Source organism: Variovorax sp. GW460-12-1-14-LB1 (assembly GCF_059423605.1).
Window position 1 is genome coordinate 1 of sequence record NZ_JBWKYF010000062.1, and the last position, 17032, is coordinate 17032.

Here is a 17032-nt window from a genome sequence, read left to right on the forward strand (position 1 = left end):
GCGGCATCGACGACTTCCTTGGGAGGAAAACAGGTCGCGCAGTTTGCGAGTCGCCTCGCGATCACACTGATAACAATGGTCAAACTCCACGCACCTCTCTCACCGTGCGTGGGATTTTTCTCAGAGCGTCCCGGGCTTCGCTGCCGCTGCCGCTGCCGCATGCCCCTGAATCAGCGCCATCTCCACATTGGCGGCTTGCACCACCGCGATCTCCTCATAGCCCCTGCGAATCTGTTGTCCCACGCGCAAGGCGTTCCCACCCATACCGAACCCCACTGACACGATGACAGAAAGCACGTTGAGCAACCCGTCCGCGACCGCCGTTCCGATGGTGTCTTCTCCAAGGATGATGAGCATCGCCAAGCCCATAAGGCCCAGCCCCACCCACCACATGCGATGGAACAGGGCCCAGAACGCCCCGAAGAAAAACCCCGGCCAGCTCCAGCCGTCCTTGATGGCCTGCACACTGCCGAGGGGGTCCTTGAATATCTTGTAGGTCTTCATTGCGTGACTGCCTTCCCGATAGAGATCGTTGTTGTCGGATGCGGGCTCTCGCCCCGTCCTCTCTCCGACGCGCAACGCACACCGCACAAAGCCGTTCGCAAGAACGCCTTCGACGACAACAGCCTTCACCCGGAAAGAGGTCGCGCAGTGTGGAAGCCACCACGCGTTTGCATTGACAACAATGGTCGCCCGCCGCGACGTGGCTTCAGATACCCGCGCAAAGCGCGTGATTTGTCATGGGCACGGCCTGCGCGGGCCGTGCCTCAGCGGGAAGCGCTCGACGCCTTCAGCGCCTCCACCTGCGCCGCATACGCCTTCTCGATGCGCTGCAGCCGCTGCTCCCGCGCCGCATCGTTGACCCACGCCGCCGACAACGCGCGCTGGCGCCCCAGCTGGTATTCCAGCTTGGCCTCCGGCAGCAACGCGCTGTCGTCCGCCGCGACGTAGCCGTACGCCGCGCGCAGGTTCTTCAGCACCTCGCGCTCGGCGTCGGCCCGTGGGCCCTTGCCCTTGCCGTAGCCGACGAGGAAGGCCTGCAGCTTCGCCTGGAACTCCGGCGGGTAGTCGCGGCGCACCACCATCGGCGCGCCGGGCGGTGGTTCGGACTCCCAGATCACCTGCAGCCGTGCGGCCTCGACCGGGAACTGCTGGCGGAAGCGCTCGAAGTCGGTGGTGTTGTTGGTGGCCACGTCGGCGTCGCCGTTGGCCACGGCCAGCGCGGTGGCCTGGTGGGTGCCGACGAACTCGCTGCGAAAGCGGGTTTCCATCTCGATCTGGTTCGGCAGGAAGAGCTGGCTCTGCGGCACGATGAAGCCGGTGACCGAGCGGCTGTCGCCGCGCGCGAGCCGCCAGCGCTCGGGCTGGGCCAGCAGGCCTTCGAGCGTGTTGAGCGGCCCGGTCTTGCGCGCGAGCAGCACGGCGCGGTGCTCGGGCATGCCGTCGCGCCGCGCGATCTGCGCCACCACTTTCATGCGCCGCTGCATGACGGCGTCGAGCGCCATCTTGGCCGAGAGAAAGGCCATGTCGATCTCGTCGCGGCCGATGGCGCGGTCGAGCTCTTCGTACGACGGCACCGAATACGCGCTGACGGGCAGGCCCAGCGCACGGCTCATGTCAGCCATGAGCGGCGTCCACAACGCGCGCGACTCGACGGTGCCGCCCAGCGGCAGCACGCCGAAGCGCACCTCCTTGATCACCAGCGGCCCCTTCGCGGAGGGCGTTGGCGCGGGCTGCGCGCCCGCCGACCATGGCGCCATCAGCGACGACACGGCCAGCGCGAGCATCGTGCGACGGTTCAAGGGCTCACATCCTTCAAGACAGCCAACTGCTCGGCGTAGCCGCTCTCCAGGCGCTGCAGCCGCGCCTGGCGCGCCGCATCGTTGACCCACTGCGCGGTCTTCGCGTTCTGCATGGCGAGCTGATAGGCCAGCTTGGCGGCGGGCAGCAGCGAGCTGTTGTCGGCCGCCACGAAGCCCGCCAGGTCGTGCAGCGACTTGAGCACCACGCGCTCGGCGTCGCCGCGCGCTCCCTTGCCGCGGCCGTAGGCAACCAGGAAGGCCTGCACGCGCAGGCGCAGTTCGGGCGGGTACTCGCGGCGCACGACGATCTGCGCGTGCGGGATCAGCTCCGACTCCCACAGCACCTGCAGCCGCTGCGCCTCGGCCGGAAAGCGCAGCTTGAAGCGCTCGAAGTCGGCCGAGTTGTTGGTCGCCACGTCGGCCTCGTTGTTGGCCACGGCCAGCGCGTTGGCCTGGTGCGTGCCGACGACCTCGCTCAGGAAGCGCGTCTCCATGACGATGTGGTTCGGCAGAAAGAACTGCAGCTGCGGCACGATGAAGCCCGACACCGACTGCCGCTCGCCGCGCGCCAGCCGCCAGCGCTCGGGCTGGTCGACGAGGTTTTTCAGCGTGTTGAAGGGCGGCGCCTTGCGCGTGAGCAGCAGGCCGCGGTAGCCGGGCAGGCCGTCGTGCCGCACGACCTGGGCCACGACCTTCATGCGCTTCTGGCTCACGGCGTCGAGCGCCATCTTTCCCGACAGGAACGCCATGTCGACTTCGCCGCGCTGGATGGCCTGCTCCAGCGCCTCGTACGAGTTGACCGAGAGCACGCTCACCGGCCGCTGGATGGCGCGGCTGAGTTCGGCCAACAGCGGGTCCCAGTCGCTGCGCGACTCGAAGGCACCGCCCAACGGCAGGATGCCGAAGCGCACCGGCGCATCCGCGGCGGGCGCCGCAGCCTGCGCCGCCGCCGGCAGCGGCAACAGCAAAAGCCCCATGGCCAGCGCCAGGGCCGCACGGCGGCCGGTGCCGGGGAAACTGCCGAAACGACGCAAGAAGGCGTGCATGGAAGGAGCGGAAGACACGGGGCCCGCGGCGAGCCGGCGGGGTCTAACATGGGCGACGCGGACGCCATTACATCCCAAATGCGAGTCTTTCTCGTGATGTTTTTCCGGTCTTCCCTGTTCGGGGCCGTGGCCCTAAGCTCGCGCCCCATGCGTTCAAGGCCTTCATGAACTGGAACTTCCGCCTCCTGCGCGGGCTGGCCCGCCTCACCTTCGCCCAGCAGCTGATCCTGCTGGCGCTGGTGCCGGCCACGGCGGCCACGCTGGTGGCCATTGCGGTGCTCACGCGCCAGCACCTGGGCAACCTCACCGAGCTGATGCGCGCCAACGCGCAGACGGTGGCGCTGCAGGTGGCCACGGTGGCGCAGGCGCCGCTCGCACGCATGGACCGCCGCGCGCTGGCGCGCACCGCGCAGACCGGCACCTACCAGCCGCACGTGCAGCAGGTGCAGATCTGGACGGAAGACGGCGAGATCGTCGCCAACTCCGAGACCGTCGACCGCCGCCGCGGCGAGGGCCTGCAGGTGGTGGTGCCGATCGTCAGCGACGACGGCCGCCACAACGGCAAGGTGATGGTCGAGATCGGGCTGGACGCGGTGCAGAGCGCGCGCCGCTCGGTCTGGCTCAACGTGGCGCTGGTGCTGGCCATGAGCCTGCTGGGCGTGGGGCTGGCGGGCTGGTGGGCGGCGCGCCGCATCAGCGAGCCGATCCGCGCACTGGGCGAGGCGGTCGACCGGCTCGGCGCGGGCGAGGCCGCCAGCGTGGCGATCGAAGGCACCTCCGAGGTGCGCCACCTGCAGCACGGCTTCAACCAGGCGGCACGCGCGCTCGCCGAAAGCCACCGGCTGCTGCAAAGCCGCATCAACGAGGCCACGGCCGAGCTGGCGCGCAAGAACCAGCTGCTCGAGGTGGCCAGCCAGGCCAAGACGCGGCTGCTGGCCGCCGCCAGCCACGACCTGCGCCAGCCGCTGCATGCGCTCACGCTGTTCTCCGACGGGCTGGCCAACGGCGAGACCGACCCGGTGAAGCTGCAGCGCATCGGCCACATCCGCGAATGCGTGGATTCGCTCGACCGGCTGTTCTCGGAGCTGCTGAACCTGTCGCAGCTCGACGCCGGCGTGCTGCAGCCGCAGTGGGCCGACTTTCCTCTCGACCGTCTGTTCGACGAGATCAGCCGCAACTTCCGGCCCGTGGCCGAGCAGCAGGGCCTGCGGCTGGTGGTGCGCAAGACCGAGCTGTGGGTGCGCTGCGACTACGTGATGCTCTCGCGCATCCTCAACAACCTGGTGTCGAACTCGCTGCGCCACACGGTCGAGGGCGGCGTGCTGATCGGCGCGCGCGCCCGTGGCAAGGGCGTGCGCATCGACGTGGTCGACACCGGCGTGGGCATTGCCGCGCACCACCAGGCGCGGGTGTTCGAGGAGTTCTACCAGGTCGAGCCGGCCAGCCGCAGCAACGCGCCCGGTGGCGCGCGCGGCATGGGCCTGGGGCTGGCCACGGTGCAGCGGCTGGCCGAGCTGCTGAACACGCGCGTCGAGCTCAGCTCGCGCCTGAACAAGGGCACCTGCGTGCGCGTGCAGGTGCGCGCCGCGCCCGCCGCGCTGCCGGCACCGGTGGCACCGGCCCCCGCGGCGGCCAGCGCCGACGACGAGAGCAACGGCGACAGCCTGGCGGACCTGCGCATCCTCGTCATCGACGACGAACGCACGATCCTCGAAGGCCTGAGCGTGGTGCTGTCCAACTGGGGCGCCACCGTGCTGGCCGCGCAGACGCGCGCCGAGGCGCTGGCGCTGGCCGACCACTGGGACACGCCGCCCGACGTGGTGGTGAGCGACCTGCTGCTGCAAGGCGGCGACAACGGCCTCGATGTGATCGCCGCGCTCGAGCGCCACCCCAACGGCATCGGCGCCGGCACCGCGCGCCTGCTGGTCACCGGCGAGACCAAGCCCGACCGGCTGCGCGAAGTGGCCGCCGCCGGCATCGCCGTGCTCTACAAGCCGGTGTCGCCGCGTGTGCTGCGCCAGGCGATCCAGGCGCAGCGCGCGGCCGCGCTGATGGTGGCCGCGGGCCTCTGACACGGTACCTTCCCGGTAGGCGCCGGGTAGTCCGTCGGACATAGACCAAGCAGCCGCCGCGGTGTGATCTTCCTCACACGCGCAGGCCCTCGCGCATGCGGGCATAAGCCCTCCGCCTTATCGCGGGAAACAGGGCGCGTCCTTACATTGGACCATTGCCTCTCGCTGCACAAAGCAGTCCATGTCCGTCGCTGTGACCCTCCCCATTCCGCTTTTCTCCGGAAGAGTGCACCGTGCTGTCCACGCGCTGCTGGCCTTCGGCCTCGTGCTGTGCCTGGCCGCCGCGCCGCGCGTGGCATCGGCGGCCACGCTGACGGTGCTCGTCGGCGACGACCAGGCCGCGTCGGCCGAGTTCGTGCAGCAATTGCGCACCGGCCAGTCGGCCTCCGGCAAGTTCGAACTCGTGCGCATCGGACCGGGCGCCCCGGCCGCGGAGCCGGCCAGCGCCGACACCGAGCCCGCCAACACCGGCGTGCGCACGCGCAGCCTGCGCACCGCGAGCGACGCGGGCCTCACCGTGGCGGTGGGCACCGCCGCCGCGCGCGCCGCCCTCGAGCGGCCCGGCGCCGAGCCGTTGGTGCTGGCCATGCTGAGCCGCCTCGACTACGAGACCCTCAAGGCCGCCAGCCCCGCCGCCCTGCGGCGCGGCGACCGGCGCGTGGGCGTGCTGTTGCGCGACCCGGCCATGGCCGACCAGCTCGCGCTGGTGAACGCCGTGCTGCCGCAGAAGCGCCGCCTGGGCGTCATCGCCACGCCCGAATCCGAGCCGCTGGTGCGCGAGCTGCAGCGCGCCGCGCAGAACGCCAATCCGGCCTGGGACCTGCAGGTCGAGATCGCGCCCGACGCGCGTTCGCTCGCCGCCGCGCTGCGCGCCCTGGTGCCGCGCAGCGACGCCCTCATGGTGCTGCCCGACCTCATCGGCGACAGCCAGGCCGCCACGCTCTCGGTGCTGCATGCCGGCGCCGGCGCGGGCCTGCCGGTGTTCGGCGCCAGCGAAGGCCTGGTGCGCTCGGGCGGCCTGGCGGCGGCGGTCTCCACGCCCGGCCAGCTCGCGCAACAGGCGCGCCAGCTCGGACAGAAGGTGGCCAGCGCAGGCAGCACCGGCAACAACAGCCCGCTGGTGGAGGCGGCCACGCCGGCCACCGTGCGGATCAACGCGACCGTGGCACGCGGGCTCGGCCTGCGTCCGCCGGAGGAACGGGAGCTCACCGAACGACTCGCAGCCCCGCGATGAGCACCACGCCGGTCCCTCCAGGCCCGCTGTCCCGCCCGACGGCGGCGGGAGCGGCCACGGCGACCGAATCGCCATCGCCCCCTCCCCCGCCGGCCGCCGCTTCGCTCGTCGTGCGCGGCAACCTGCAGCGCGACCTGTTCCGCCTGGGCGTCGTGCCCTGCGCGGCGGTGGCGCTGGCGCTCACCGGCTGGTTCACGCACAACCGGCTGCAGACGCTGGAAGCCGCCTTCGACGCAGAAGGCCAGGCCGTCGCCCGGCAGGTGGCGGCCATGTCCGACTTGAGCCTGTACGCGGGCGACCTGCCGGCGCTGCAGAACGTGGCCTCGGCGGCGTTGCGCGGTGGACAGGTGACACGCGTGGAGATCAGCAACAGCGCCGGCGTGTACGTCACGGCCGGGCCCAAGAACGAATCGCTCGCGCAGCTGCGCATGTTCAGCGCGCCGGTCACCTTGCGCGAGGCCTCGCGCGCCAGCGCCTTCGCGCCGGCCGGCTCCACCGCGGCGGGCGACACGCCCATCGGCCTGGTGCAGACCTTCCGCGACACCACCGCCTACACGCACGAGCGCAGCCGCTCGCTCATCGCCGGCATCGGCATCGCGCTGGTCGCGCTGCTGGCGGCGTGGGCTTCGGTGCGTCACATGGCGCGCACGGTGGCGCGGCCGCTGCGGCGCGTGTCGCGCACGGTGGCGGCGCTGGAGGCCGGCCACTTCGAGGTGCGCTGCGACGTGGTCGAAGGCGGCACGCGCGGCACGCACGAGCTGGCCGTGCTCGCGCACGACATCGACCGCCTCGCCGAACGCCTGCAATACAACCGCCAGGTGAGCGAGGAGCGCGTGCGCGAAGCCACCGCCGTCGCGCTGCAGCGCATGGCCGAGGCCGAGCAGGCCGCCCTGTCGCGCGCGCGCTTCCTGGCCGCCGCGAGCCATGACCTGCGCCAGCCGCTGCATGCGATGGGCCTGTTCATCGACGGCCTGCTGCCCAGCGCCACCGAGGCCCAGCGCCCGGCCGTGCTGCGGCTGCAGGAGAGCACCGGCTTCATGGGCGTGCTGCTGGACGACCTGCTGGAAATCTCGCGCCTGGACGCGCAGGTGCTCACGCCCGCCATCACGCGCGTCTCGCTGGCCGCACTGTTCGACCAGCTCGACGCGCAGCACGCCCCCGCCGCCAGCGCCGCGCAGGTGCGGCTGCACTGGCGCGACCGCGGCCTGGCGGTGCGCAGCGACGCGGCGATGGTGCAGCGCATCGTCGGCAACCTGGTGGCCAACGCGCTGCGCCACGCGCCCGAGGGCGGCACCGTGCTGGTGGCCGCGCGGCGCAGCCGGGCCGGCGTGCGCATCGAGGTGCGCGACAACGGCGTGGGCATCGCGCCCATCCACCAGGGCCGCATCTTCGAAGAGTTCTACCAGGTGGCCAACACCGAGCGCGACCGCCGCCGCGGCTTCGGCCTGGGCCTGGCGATCTGCGCGCGCATCGCCACTTTGCTGGGCACCCGCATCACCGTGCGCTCGGCGCTGCAGGCCGGCAGCACCTTCGCGTTCACGCTGCCGCCCGCGCGCAAGGCCGACGTCGCGCCGCCCGAGCCCGCCCCGGTGGCACCGGCGCCGCTGGCGGGCCTGCGCTGCCTGGTGGTGGACGACGACCCCGCCATCCTCGACGGCACGCACGCGCTGCTCACGCAATGGGGCTGCGAGGTCGAATGCGTCACCACCGGCGCCGAGGCGCTGGCGCGGCTGGGCACCGGCGACATCGTCTACGACGCCGTGCTGTGCGACCTGCAACTGGCCGGCGATGCCGACGGCGTGGAAGTGATCGACGCCGCCCGCCGCCTGCAGCCCGGCGCGCTCGCCGTGCTGGTGTCGGGCGCCACCGGGCCCGAGGTGCTGCAGCGGCTGCGCCACGGCGGCGTGACGCTGTTGACCAAACCGGTGGCGCCGGCCAAGCTGCGCGCACTGCTCACCACGCGGCGCCACGCGCCCGGCGCCTGACCCCGCATGCCCACCGCCATCGACCTGAAAGACGTCCGCCCCTTTGTCGCCACGCCCTGCCACGGCGGCGCGGTCGGCACCGAGTGCGCGCGCAGCCTGCTCGGCCTGGTGAACCTCGCGTGGACCCACGGCTTCGCGATGCAGACGCGGTTTCTCGACGGCGACAGCCTCGTCACGCGCGCGCGCAATCGGCTGGCCGCCGAGTTCCTGGCCGACACGCGCTGGACGCACCTGTTCTGGATCGACGCCGACATCGGCTTCGAGCCCGAGGCCGCGCTGCGGCTGCTGGGCGCGGGGCGCGACGTGGTGGCCGGCGTGTACCCGCACAAGAGCGACGGCTGGCCCGAGGGCGGCCTGCGCGCGCCGCTGCCGGCCGGCACCACGCGCGCCGACTTCGAGGCGCTGCATGCGGCATTTCCGGTCAACGTGAACGACGCGGGTGCGCGCGTGGACGCCGACGGTTTTCTCGAAGTGCTGGACGCGCCCACCGGCTTCATGCTGATCGCGCGCCGCGTGCTCGAGCAGATGGCGCAGGCGCTGCCCGAACTGCGCTACACGCCCGACCGCATGGACGACCCGGTCGCCGCGGCGCGGCCGCACTACCGCTTCTTCGACGTGTTCGCCGAACCGGGCAACGGGCGCTACCTCAGCGAGGACTACGGCTTCTGCCGCCGCTGGCAATCGATCGGCGGGCGCGTGCACGTCGACACGCGCTCGCGGCTGTCGCACCAGGGCCTGCGCACTTACCGCGGCGACTTCGCGAGGACGTTGGGATTGAGCGGCTGAGCCGGCTCTTGCAAGTCCGGCGGCAGGGTGTTGCGGTCGTAGTCGCGGTCGGGCTCGATGCGCATCAGTTGCAGCCCCGGGCCTTCTTGTGCGAGGTAGTCGTAGCCGATGGCCTGGAACTGCCGCGCCGGATCGAGCCGCGTGTAGAGGTCGCGCCGCGCCACGCGGTCGGCGTGACGGATGCTCTTCAGGTGGTAGAGCCGGTAGCGGCTGTAGAACATCGGGCCGTGGCGCTGCGCGTCGTCGGGCAGCCACGGGCCGTGCAGTTCCGAGCTCGATTCAAACGAGATCTGCTGCGGCAACCGGAACAGCCGCGCGCGCGACTTGCGCCCCCACGGGCCGTCGCTGCGCCAGGCGTCGGGCGAATTCCAGAGTTCGCAGGACACGAGTGACAGGCTCGCAAGCTGGTGGTCGGGCAGCGAATCGACGGTCGCGTGCAGGTGACGCAGGAACAGCTGCTCGTAGCGCTCGTCGGCATCGCACACCAGCACCCAGCCCGCGCCGTGGCGGCGCGCGGCCTCGAGCAGGCGGCGCTTGTTCTCGTTCTCGCGCCACACATGCGTGCCGTCGTCGCGCGGCGGGTTCGACAGCAGCTCCAGCAACATGGGTTCGCGCCGCAGGATGTCGGCGGTGCCGTCGGTCGAGCCGTCGTCGAGCGCGACGATGCCGTCCACATGGCCGCGCAGGTGGTCGAGGCAACCCGGCAGACAGCGCGCTTCGTTGCGCAGCTGCAGCACGCAGACGATGCGCAGCCGCGAGGTGAGACGCTGTGCGATCGGCGGGCGCGCGCACCGCGGGCAACGAAAGGCGCTGGGCTCGTGGTGCAGCAGGCGCGCGCAGACCTCGCACTGGCGGCGCGAGCCCATCGGCACCACCGGTGCGGCGGCCGGCCAGGCCGGCGCTTCGGCGGGCCATGCGCGGGCGCTGTCGTCGCGTGCGATGCGCCCGAAGTCGCGGCCCCAGCCGGCATCGCCCGCGCGCGCCTCGTGCGGCGTGCATTTGATCCAGTCGAGGTCGCGGTCGAACTGCTCGCCGCCCGTGCGCGTCTCGGCCGACAGGTGCAGCAGGTGCGCGTCCGAACAGGCCAGCAGCTGCCAGCCCGCCATTTCCAGGCGCACGCGCAGGTTGTCGTCGTCGCCGCCCCATTCTTCGAAGGATTCGTCGTAGCCGTGCACCTCATCGAAGGCTTCGCGCGCGCAGCACAGCGAGCCGTAGAAGGTCTGCAGCAGCAGCTCGGGCGGCACCTGGCGCGCGAAGACGGCGTCGAGCGTGTCGGTGAGTTCGTCGAAGCGCGCGAAGCCGACGCGGCCGACCGCGACGCCGTGCGCGTGCCCCATCGCCGCCTGCAGCAGCAGGGCCGGCGCATCGCCCACGTAAGCGGACTCGGGGGAATGGACCAGCACGAAGCGCCCCGCGCTGCGGCGCACGCCGGCGTTGATGGCCTTGCACGGCGGGCGCCATGCATGCGCGACGTCGTTGACGAGCACCTTCCAGCGGATCTGCGGAAAGCGTTCGACCAGCGCCAGCACGCCCGCCTCCTCGCCGGGCTCGTCGAGCGCGAGCACGACCTCGATGCCGGGTCGTGCCCAATACCCCGCATTCATCGGCAGCACGCGCTCGAACTCGGCGAGCTTGCGGTAGAAAGGCAGCACGACGCTGAGCCACGGACGGTTCGTGTCAGCCTCTCGACCGTCCGACGCCATGATGTTCACTGCATCGCTCCTTCAGCGATGACGCACCGGAGATGCCCATGCAAGGCTGCTACATCAATCTCGAGCGAAGCACCGAGCGCCGCGCCGCGATGGACGCGCAGCTGCAGCGGCTCGGGCTGACGCAGGTGCACCGCCTGGCCGCCATCGAAGCGCAGACGCTCGCGCCAGGCAACACGGCGATCACGCCGGGCGAGCGCGCCTGCTTCCTCTCGCACGCCGAAGCCCTCACCCGCGCGAACCCCGACGAGTCGCTGCTGGTGCTCGAAGACGACGCGCAACTCAGCGAGGCCCTGCCGGCCGTGCTGCGCAGCGGCGCGCTCGCGCAACTGGAAGCCGAAGGCTGCGACATCGCGTTCCTCGAATGCCAGCCCGTGACTTCGACACAGCACCTGCTCGCGCTCTGGCACAGCCTGCAACGGCGCCTGCCGCCGCAAGGAAGTAGCGCGCCGCGTCACGCGCTGTCGGGCATCGACTTCCTCGACGCACGCACGCTCTACAACTGGGGCGCGGTCGCCTACGTCGTCACGCCGAAGGGCCTGCGCGTGCTGCCCGTACTGCTGCAGGAGGCGCTCGCGAGCGGCCCACTGCAACCCTACGACCTGACGCTGGGCAGCTTCCTGCGCGACGGCCGCCTGCAAGGCGTGGTGCTCTCGCCCTTCCTCGCCACGCCCGCATCCGGCAGCCATGCCGACAGCACCCTCGGCAGCCCTGCGGAATCGGCGGCGCACGATGTGCTCGGCGGTGCGTTGCGGCGCCTGTTCTTCGCCGGCCCGCTCGAAGGCCTCGAGGCCCATGTCGCGCCGTGGCGCCACGCCCCGCTCACCGACGACCCGCAGTTGCGCCTGCTCGCGGACCTGATGGCACAGCTCTTCGTGCTCACGGCCCGCGATCACACGCCGCGCTGACACTTCTTTCTCAGAAATCCGAACAGCCGTTGCGCCGCTCGGTGTTCACGCAGCTCAGCAGGTTGGGCCGCGAGCGCACGCGCGACCATTCGCGCGCCAGCACGTCGGCGCCCTGCTGCGCGCGGTCGCCGTCCAGCGGACCCGTGGCCAGGCAGATCGGCGCCTGGCCGATGTTCCGGTCGTACAGGTACGAGGTCAGCGGCTCGCGCACCACGTCCACCGAAGGCAAGAGCGGCAGGCCGCTCACGCGCAGCTGGCCCGGCACCACGCGCACGGCGTAGCCCTCGGCCGAGGTGAAGGTGCCGTTGATCGGGTACAGGCCCGTCGGGCTGCCCGGCAGCGCCGGCGAGAACATCGAGCCGCTGAAGCCCGCCCCGGTGTCGCCCAGGATCAGCCCCGTGAGGCTGTAGATGAAGAAGGGGTTGGGCGCGCCCACGGTGCGCGACGCGTCGGCGATCACGATGGTCGCGGTCGGTTGCTGCGCGTAGATGAAGTGGTTGTCGCCCGGCGTCACGGTCACGGTGCACAGGCCCAGGTAGGCGCAGTGATAGAAGTTCGGCAGCGGGCCCGAGCCGGCCAGGCCGCCGCGCGTTTCGCCCACCCAGGTGTCGGCCCACACGCGCCACAGCGCACCCGAGATGCCATGGCCGCCCGGGTTCTGGAAGCGCGCTGCCGCCACGAGGTCGGTGCCGCTGGTGCTGCTGACCGGCGCGCCCAGCGTGAGGTCGCCGCTCAGCGTGCGCACGAACACGGTGTTGGCGGCCATCGAATCGGCCGACGTGACCTGCGACAGGTTGCCGGCCGCATCGAAGCCCGTGACCGACACCGGCCCGATGGTGACCGCGTTCGCATCCACGTAGGCAAAGCCGCCCGCCGCGCCGCCGCCGACCGTGGCCACGTCGTTGCCCGGGTTGCGCAGGTCTACGCTGCCGTTGCGCGAGCGCGCGAGCAGCGTGCCCGCCGTGATCGTGCCCGCGCCCGACTGGCTCACGTTGCCGCCCGACAGCAGCCCCAGCGTCGCGGCCGAGACCGGCGCGTTGAGCGCGATGCCGCCGCCACCGCCTTCGTTCTGCAGCGTGAGCGCGCCCGAGGTCGTGAGCGCGCCGGCCACCGTGATGGCGCCCGCGTGCGTGGTGCTGCCCGCGACGATGGTCGGCGCCGACAGCTGCGCGAACTCCGCGCCCGACACCGAGAAGCCGTTGACCGTCGGGCCGCCCAGCACGATGGGCGTGGCCGTGTCGTCCGACGCGACCATGTTGGCATCGACCCCGCCCGGGCGCAGGTCGATGGTGCCGGCCGCGACCACCGGCGCCTCGATCACGATCGAATCGCCGCTGCCGTCGTTGCTGGCGCGCAGCAGCACGTTGCCGCTGCTGCGGATGCCGGGCAGCGCGCCCGGCGCGGTCGGCGCGCCGCCGGCCTGCAGCACGACACCGCGCCCGCCGTTCTGCGAACGGCCCGTGACCTCGATGTTGCCGCCGCCCGTGGTGACGAGCTGCGCGCCGTTCTCCAGCCGCACGCCGCTGTCTTCGGTCACGCCCGGCGCCGAGGGGTCGTTGTTGAAGTTGTAGCCGCGCACCGCGATGTTGCCGCTGCCGGTGGTGATGGAGCTGCCGCCGTTGATGAGCACGCCGTGCGCCGCCGCGAAAGTGGACGAGGCCTGGCGCCGCGCCACGCCCTGCACCGTGACGTTGCCACTGGTGGTGCTGATGGTGCTCGGCCCGAGCTGGCCGCTGGTGATGACCACGCCGCTGTCCCACGTGGTCGAGGTGCCGCGGATGTCCACGTTGCCGGTGGCGCTGGCGATGCGCGCGCCCTGCAGCAGCACGTCGCCGCCTTCGATGCGCACGTTGCCGCCCGCGCCCGCGTTGCTCTGGCCGACGCGCGTGTCGATCTGCACGTCCTGCGTGAGGATCACGGTGCCGGTGGGCGCGCCGGGCTGGCCGCTGAGCAGCGACACGTTGCCGCCGTCGGTGATGACCTGCCCGCCGTTCAGGCGGATGAAGCCGCTGCCGGGCGTGCCCGTGCCCAGCGCGTTCATCGTCACGCTGCCGCCCTGCGTGAGGATGTTGCCCCCGAAGTCGATGAAGCCGCTGTTGCCCGAGGGCGTGCCGTCGGGGTTGACGCCCGCGTTCATCACCACGTTCAGGTCGTCGCCGCCGGTCGCGCGGATGGTGGTCCCGGGCGTGCGCGTCTGGATGCCGCTGGCGGCGTCCAGCTGCAGCGTGAGCGGGCCCTTGGAGCCGGTGTAGTTGATGTCGACGTCGGCATCGAGCGTGATGACGCCGCCACCGCCCGTGCCGGTGCCCGTCGTGATCTTCACGCTGGTGCCGCCGTTGAGCGCGGTGTTGATGTCGCCGTCCTGGATGGTCGAGTTGGCGACCGCGTCGTAGGGGTTGGTCGGCAGCGTGCCCGCGGCCGTGCCGTGGGCGATGGTGAGGTCGAAGGGGTCGATGAACCACTGCCCCGCCGCGCCCACCGGTGCCGACGCGTCGACGCGCGCGCCGCGCAGGTCGAAGCGCCCGGCCGAGGTCTCGATGCGCCCGCCGTCGCCGCCGGCCGCGCCGCCGCGCGCCGAGAGCTGGCCGTGCGCGCGCAGCGACTCTGTCGCCACCACCTTGATGCTGCCGCCGTTGCCCACGCCCGTGCCCGCGTTGGCTTCCAGGCGCGTGTTGCCGCCGACGGCGATGGCGTTGGTGGCCGCGATGTCGATGCTGCCGCCGCCGGTCGCGCCGGTGGCGTCCAGGCGCGCCACCGCCGGCGAGCCGTCGGAGTTCGTGGCGCCGTCGATGAGCACGTTGCGCCCCTGCACCGAGATGCTGCCGCCCTTGCCGCTGTCGCTGGCCACCGAAGCCAGCGTGCCGACGCTGGTGCCCACGCCGGAGATGAAGGTGACCATGCGCATCGAGATGTCGGTGCCCTGGGCGTCGATGGCGATGGTGCCGCCGTCGGTGCGCAGCGCCGTCGGATGGTCGGCGTCGGCCGTGACGGCCACGCCGTAGGTGGGCGTGGTGGACGGCGTGATGATGATGTCGGGGCTGCCGAGCGTGGCGCTGAAGCCTTCGCTGCCCGCGTGGCCGATCACGTCGATGCGCCGGCCCGCGCCGGCCGAGACCGCGCCGCGGATGGCCACGCCGTTGCCGCCGCCGGCCGACATGTTCCCCGCCGCAAAGCCCGTGTCGGTGCGCAGGCCGTCGAGGTTCGCGCCCTGGCCTTCGATGCGCACGTCGCGCTCGCCGGCCACGGTGGCGTCGTCGATGACGACCGCGGTGCTGGCGCCCACCGCGGCGCCGCCGATGTTGGAAGTCCAGGTCGGGCCCTGGCCCTTGATGCCGATGTCGCCCACCGACTTCAGCACCGCGCCGCCGCCGATGGCCACGCCGCTGCGCCCGTAGCCCGCGAGGCCGTCGAGCTGCAAGCCGCCGGTGCCCGCTTCGACCGTCCCGCCCGTGATCGACACGCCGTTGCTGCCGCGGAAGATGAAGTCGCTGTTGTTCTGGTCGTCGATCCAGGTGCGGCCCTGGCCGCGCATCGCGATGCGGCCTTCGCCGCCGGTGGTGACCTGGCTGCCGGCGAGCGTCACGCCGTCGCGCCACACGAAATCGCCGGTGTCGCCACCGAGCGGGACGATGCCACCGATGGCCCGGCCGTTCTGCGCGTCGCCCTGGCCGAAGAAGCGCACGTCGCCGCCGTTGGCCGCGATGGTCGCGCCGGTCAGCACGATGGCACCGGCATAGTCGGTCTCCGCAGAAGGGTTGCCGCTGCTGTTGTTGATGTTCTTCGCGTTGGTGGCGACGCGCCCGGTCGCGTCGGCGTTGAAGTCGACGTGCAGCGCGCCTTGCTGCGATGTGATGGCCGAGCCCTCGTTCATCACGATGCTGCCGGCCGAATCGACGCGCAGCCGCGCCGTGCCGCCCTCGCTCTTGACGACCTGCACGCCGGGCGCAAAGGTCACGCCCGCGCCGAGGCCGGTGCGCCCGCTCGCCAGCGTCACGTCGGTGCCGCGGCCCAGCGTGTCGCCGACACTGCCGGCGCTCACGGAGCCGCCGGTGAAGGCCGGCAATTTGCTGTCATACACCGGCACGTTGCCGGCCTCGACGATGCCCAGGTCCGACTGTTTCGCGGTCACCGTCCAGCTGCCGTTGGCGCCGCCCTGCGCGCCACCGCCTGCGTCCACACGCACGGCCTGTACACGCACCGCATCGGCTTCGTTGGAGATCGCACCGCCCTTGCCGGCACCCGCGCCGCGCGCGGTCATCTCGCCGTAGGCCTGCAGCCGCGACTCGCGCTCGGGTGCCGGGTCGGCCTCGCCCACCAGGGCATGGCCCTGGGCACTGGCCGTCGTGATCGTGCCGCCCGCGCCGCCCGTGGTGGCGTCGGCGCGCAGCACCGCGGTGGACGACAGCGCCACGTCGTAGCCATGCACCGACACGCTGCCGCCGCCGGCCTGGCCGCTGGCGTCGATCACCGCGCGCTGGTCGCCGGCGCCGGTGCCTTCGATGCGCACCTGCCCGGCCGCGATGCGGATGGTGCCGCCGTGCTGCCCCGCGCCCATGCCGGTGGCGTCGAGCGTGCCGCCGTTCATCTCGATGCGGTTGTTGCTGCCGGCGCCGAGCACGATCTCGCCGTTGACGTTCTCCAGCGTGCGCGCGCGCACCGTGCCCGACTGGTTCACCACCAGCTCGCCCGCCGTGGTGGAACTGCCGATGAGCATCACGCGCCCGCCATCGGCCTGCAAGGTGGCGCCCGCGGCATTGACCACCTTGGCGCTGGTGGCCATGGCATCGGCCGCGACCACGAGGTTGGTGAGTCCGTCGTTGCCCAGGTCGAAGCTGATCCTGCGGCCCGAGGCCAGCGCGACAGTGCCACGGTTGGCGGTGATGCTGCCGGTGTTGGTCACCTCGGCGCCCATCAGCACCACGGGGCCGCCCACGGCGGTGAGCACACCGGCGTTGCTCACCACCTTGGCGTTGGCGTCGTCGCGCAGGAAATCGAGCTTGGTGCTGGCAGCAGTGAGGAAGTCGTTGTCGGTGGTGTTCAGTGCCAGCGTGGACGCCACGAGACCGCCCACGTTGACCGTCGCGCCCTGGCTGAACACCACGCCGCTCGGGTTGATGAGGAACACGCGCCCGTTGGCCGTGAGCTGGCCGGCGATGGTCGAGAGCTCGCCGCCCGTCACGCGGTTGAGCAGGATGCTGGACGCGCCCATCGACTGACTGATGTTGACCGCGTCCTTGGCACCGATGGAGAAGCTGTTCCAGTTGATGATCGCGCGCAGCGACGACTGCGAGATGCCCAGCGCCTGTCCGCCCACACTGGTGGCCGACGTGGTGGTGCCCACGGTCACGCCGCCCAGCGCGGTGTAGCCGTTCGGGCCGAAGCTCGGCAGGATGGTTTGTGCCAGCGCCGGGGCCAGGCCCATGCAGGCAATCGAAAGCGCCAGCGGACGCAGCGGATGCCGGGGTTGGAAGGTGGTGCGGGGCTTCATGG

General features: G+C 71.9%; 10 protein-coding genes. 5 read left to right on the forward strand and 5 right to left on the reverse strand.

Translation table 11 applies throughout. From position 1 onward, the window contains the following. Positions 1 to 120 precede the first annotated feature (120 nt). The 3 genes from AC07Y4_RS24950 to phnD (AC07Y4_RS24960) form a co-directional block, all read right to left on the reverse strand. A complete protein-coding gene (locus tag AC07Y4_RS24950) occupies positions 121 to 504 on the reverse strand; it encodes a DUF2628 domain-containing protein (protein WP_495275250.1) in 384 nt (127 codons plus the stop codon). 263 nt (positions 505 to 767) lie between these two features. Further along, on the reverse strand, positions 768 to 1787 hold the full coding sequence (phnD, locus tag AC07Y4_RS24955; protein WP_495275267.1) for a phosphate/phosphite/phosphonate ABC transporter substrate-binding protein: 1020 nt from the start codon (positions 1785 to 1787) through the stop codon (positions 768 to 770). A gap of 11 nt (positions 1788 to 1798) precedes the next feature. Further along, complete coding sequence (phnD, locus tag AC07Y4_RS24960) at positions 1799 to 2848, reverse strand: phosphate/phosphite/phosphonate ABC transporter substrate-binding protein (RefSeq protein ID WP_369631059.1); 1050 nt, start codon at positions 2846 to 2848, stop codon at positions 1799 to 1801. Positions 2849 to 3012: 164 nt separating this feature from the next. Here phnD (AC07Y4_RS24960) and AC07Y4_RS24965 point away from each other — a divergent pair, with 164 nt between their 5' ends. The 4 genes from AC07Y4_RS24965 (at position 3013) to AC07Y4_RS24980 (ending at position 8925) form a co-directional block, all read left to right on the forward strand. Then, entirely contained in the window at positions 3013 to 4920 is a 1908-nt protein-coding gene (locus tag AC07Y4_RS24965; protein ID WP_390346972.1) for an ATP-binding response regulator, read from the forward strand. Between the two features lie 226 nt (positions 4921 to 5146). After that, positions 5147 to 6154: an ABC transporter substrate binding protein gene (locus AC07Y4_RS24970; RefSeq protein ID WP_495275251.1), complete on the forward strand. Its 1008-nt coding sequence runs from the start codon at positions 5147 to 5149 to the stop codon at positions 6152 to 6154. Next, a complete protein-coding gene (locus AC07Y4_RS24975) occupies positions 6151 to 8139 on the forward strand; it encodes a hybrid sensor histidine kinase/response regulator (protein WP_495275252.1) in 1989 nt (662 codons plus the stop codon). The genes AC07Y4_RS24970 and AC07Y4_RS24975 overlap by 4 nt, the downstream gene beginning before the upstream one ends. A gap of 6 nt (positions 8140 to 8145) precedes the next feature. Next, positions 8146 to 8925, forward strand: a complete 780-nt coding sequence (locus tag AC07Y4_RS24980) for a hypothetical protein (RefSeq protein ID WP_495275253.1) — start codon at positions 8146 to 8148, stop codon at positions 8923 to 8925. On the opposite strand, the gene AC07Y4_RS24985 is transcribed toward AC07Y4_RS24980, so the two are convergent. Next, positions 8883 to 10628 (reverse strand): glycosyltransferase, encoded by a 1746-nt coding sequence (locus AC07Y4_RS24985; RefSeq protein WP_495275268.1) that lies wholly within the window; start codon positions 10626 to 10628, stop codon positions 8883 to 8885. The two genes, AC07Y4_RS24980 and AC07Y4_RS24985, sit on opposite strands and share 43 nt — an antisense overlap. Positions 10629 to 10675: 47 nt before the next feature. On the opposite strand from AC07Y4_RS24985, the gene AC07Y4_RS24990 reads away from it, so the two are divergent. Further along, complete coding sequence (locus AC07Y4_RS24990; protein WP_495275254.1) at positions 10676 to 11542, forward strand: glycosyltransferase family 25 protein; 867 nt, start codon at positions 10676 to 10678, stop codon at positions 11540 to 11542. A 10-nt stretch (positions 11543 to 11552) separates the two neighbouring features. Here AC07Y4_RS24990 and AC07Y4_RS24995 read toward each other — a convergent pair whose 3' ends face one another. Beyond that, positions 11553 to 17030, reverse strand: a complete 5478-nt coding sequence (locus AC07Y4_RS24995) for a two-partner secretion domain-containing protein (RefSeq protein ID WP_495275255.1) — start codon at positions 17028 to 17030, stop codon at positions 11553 to 11555. Positions 17031 to 17032: the final 2 nt, after the last annotated feature.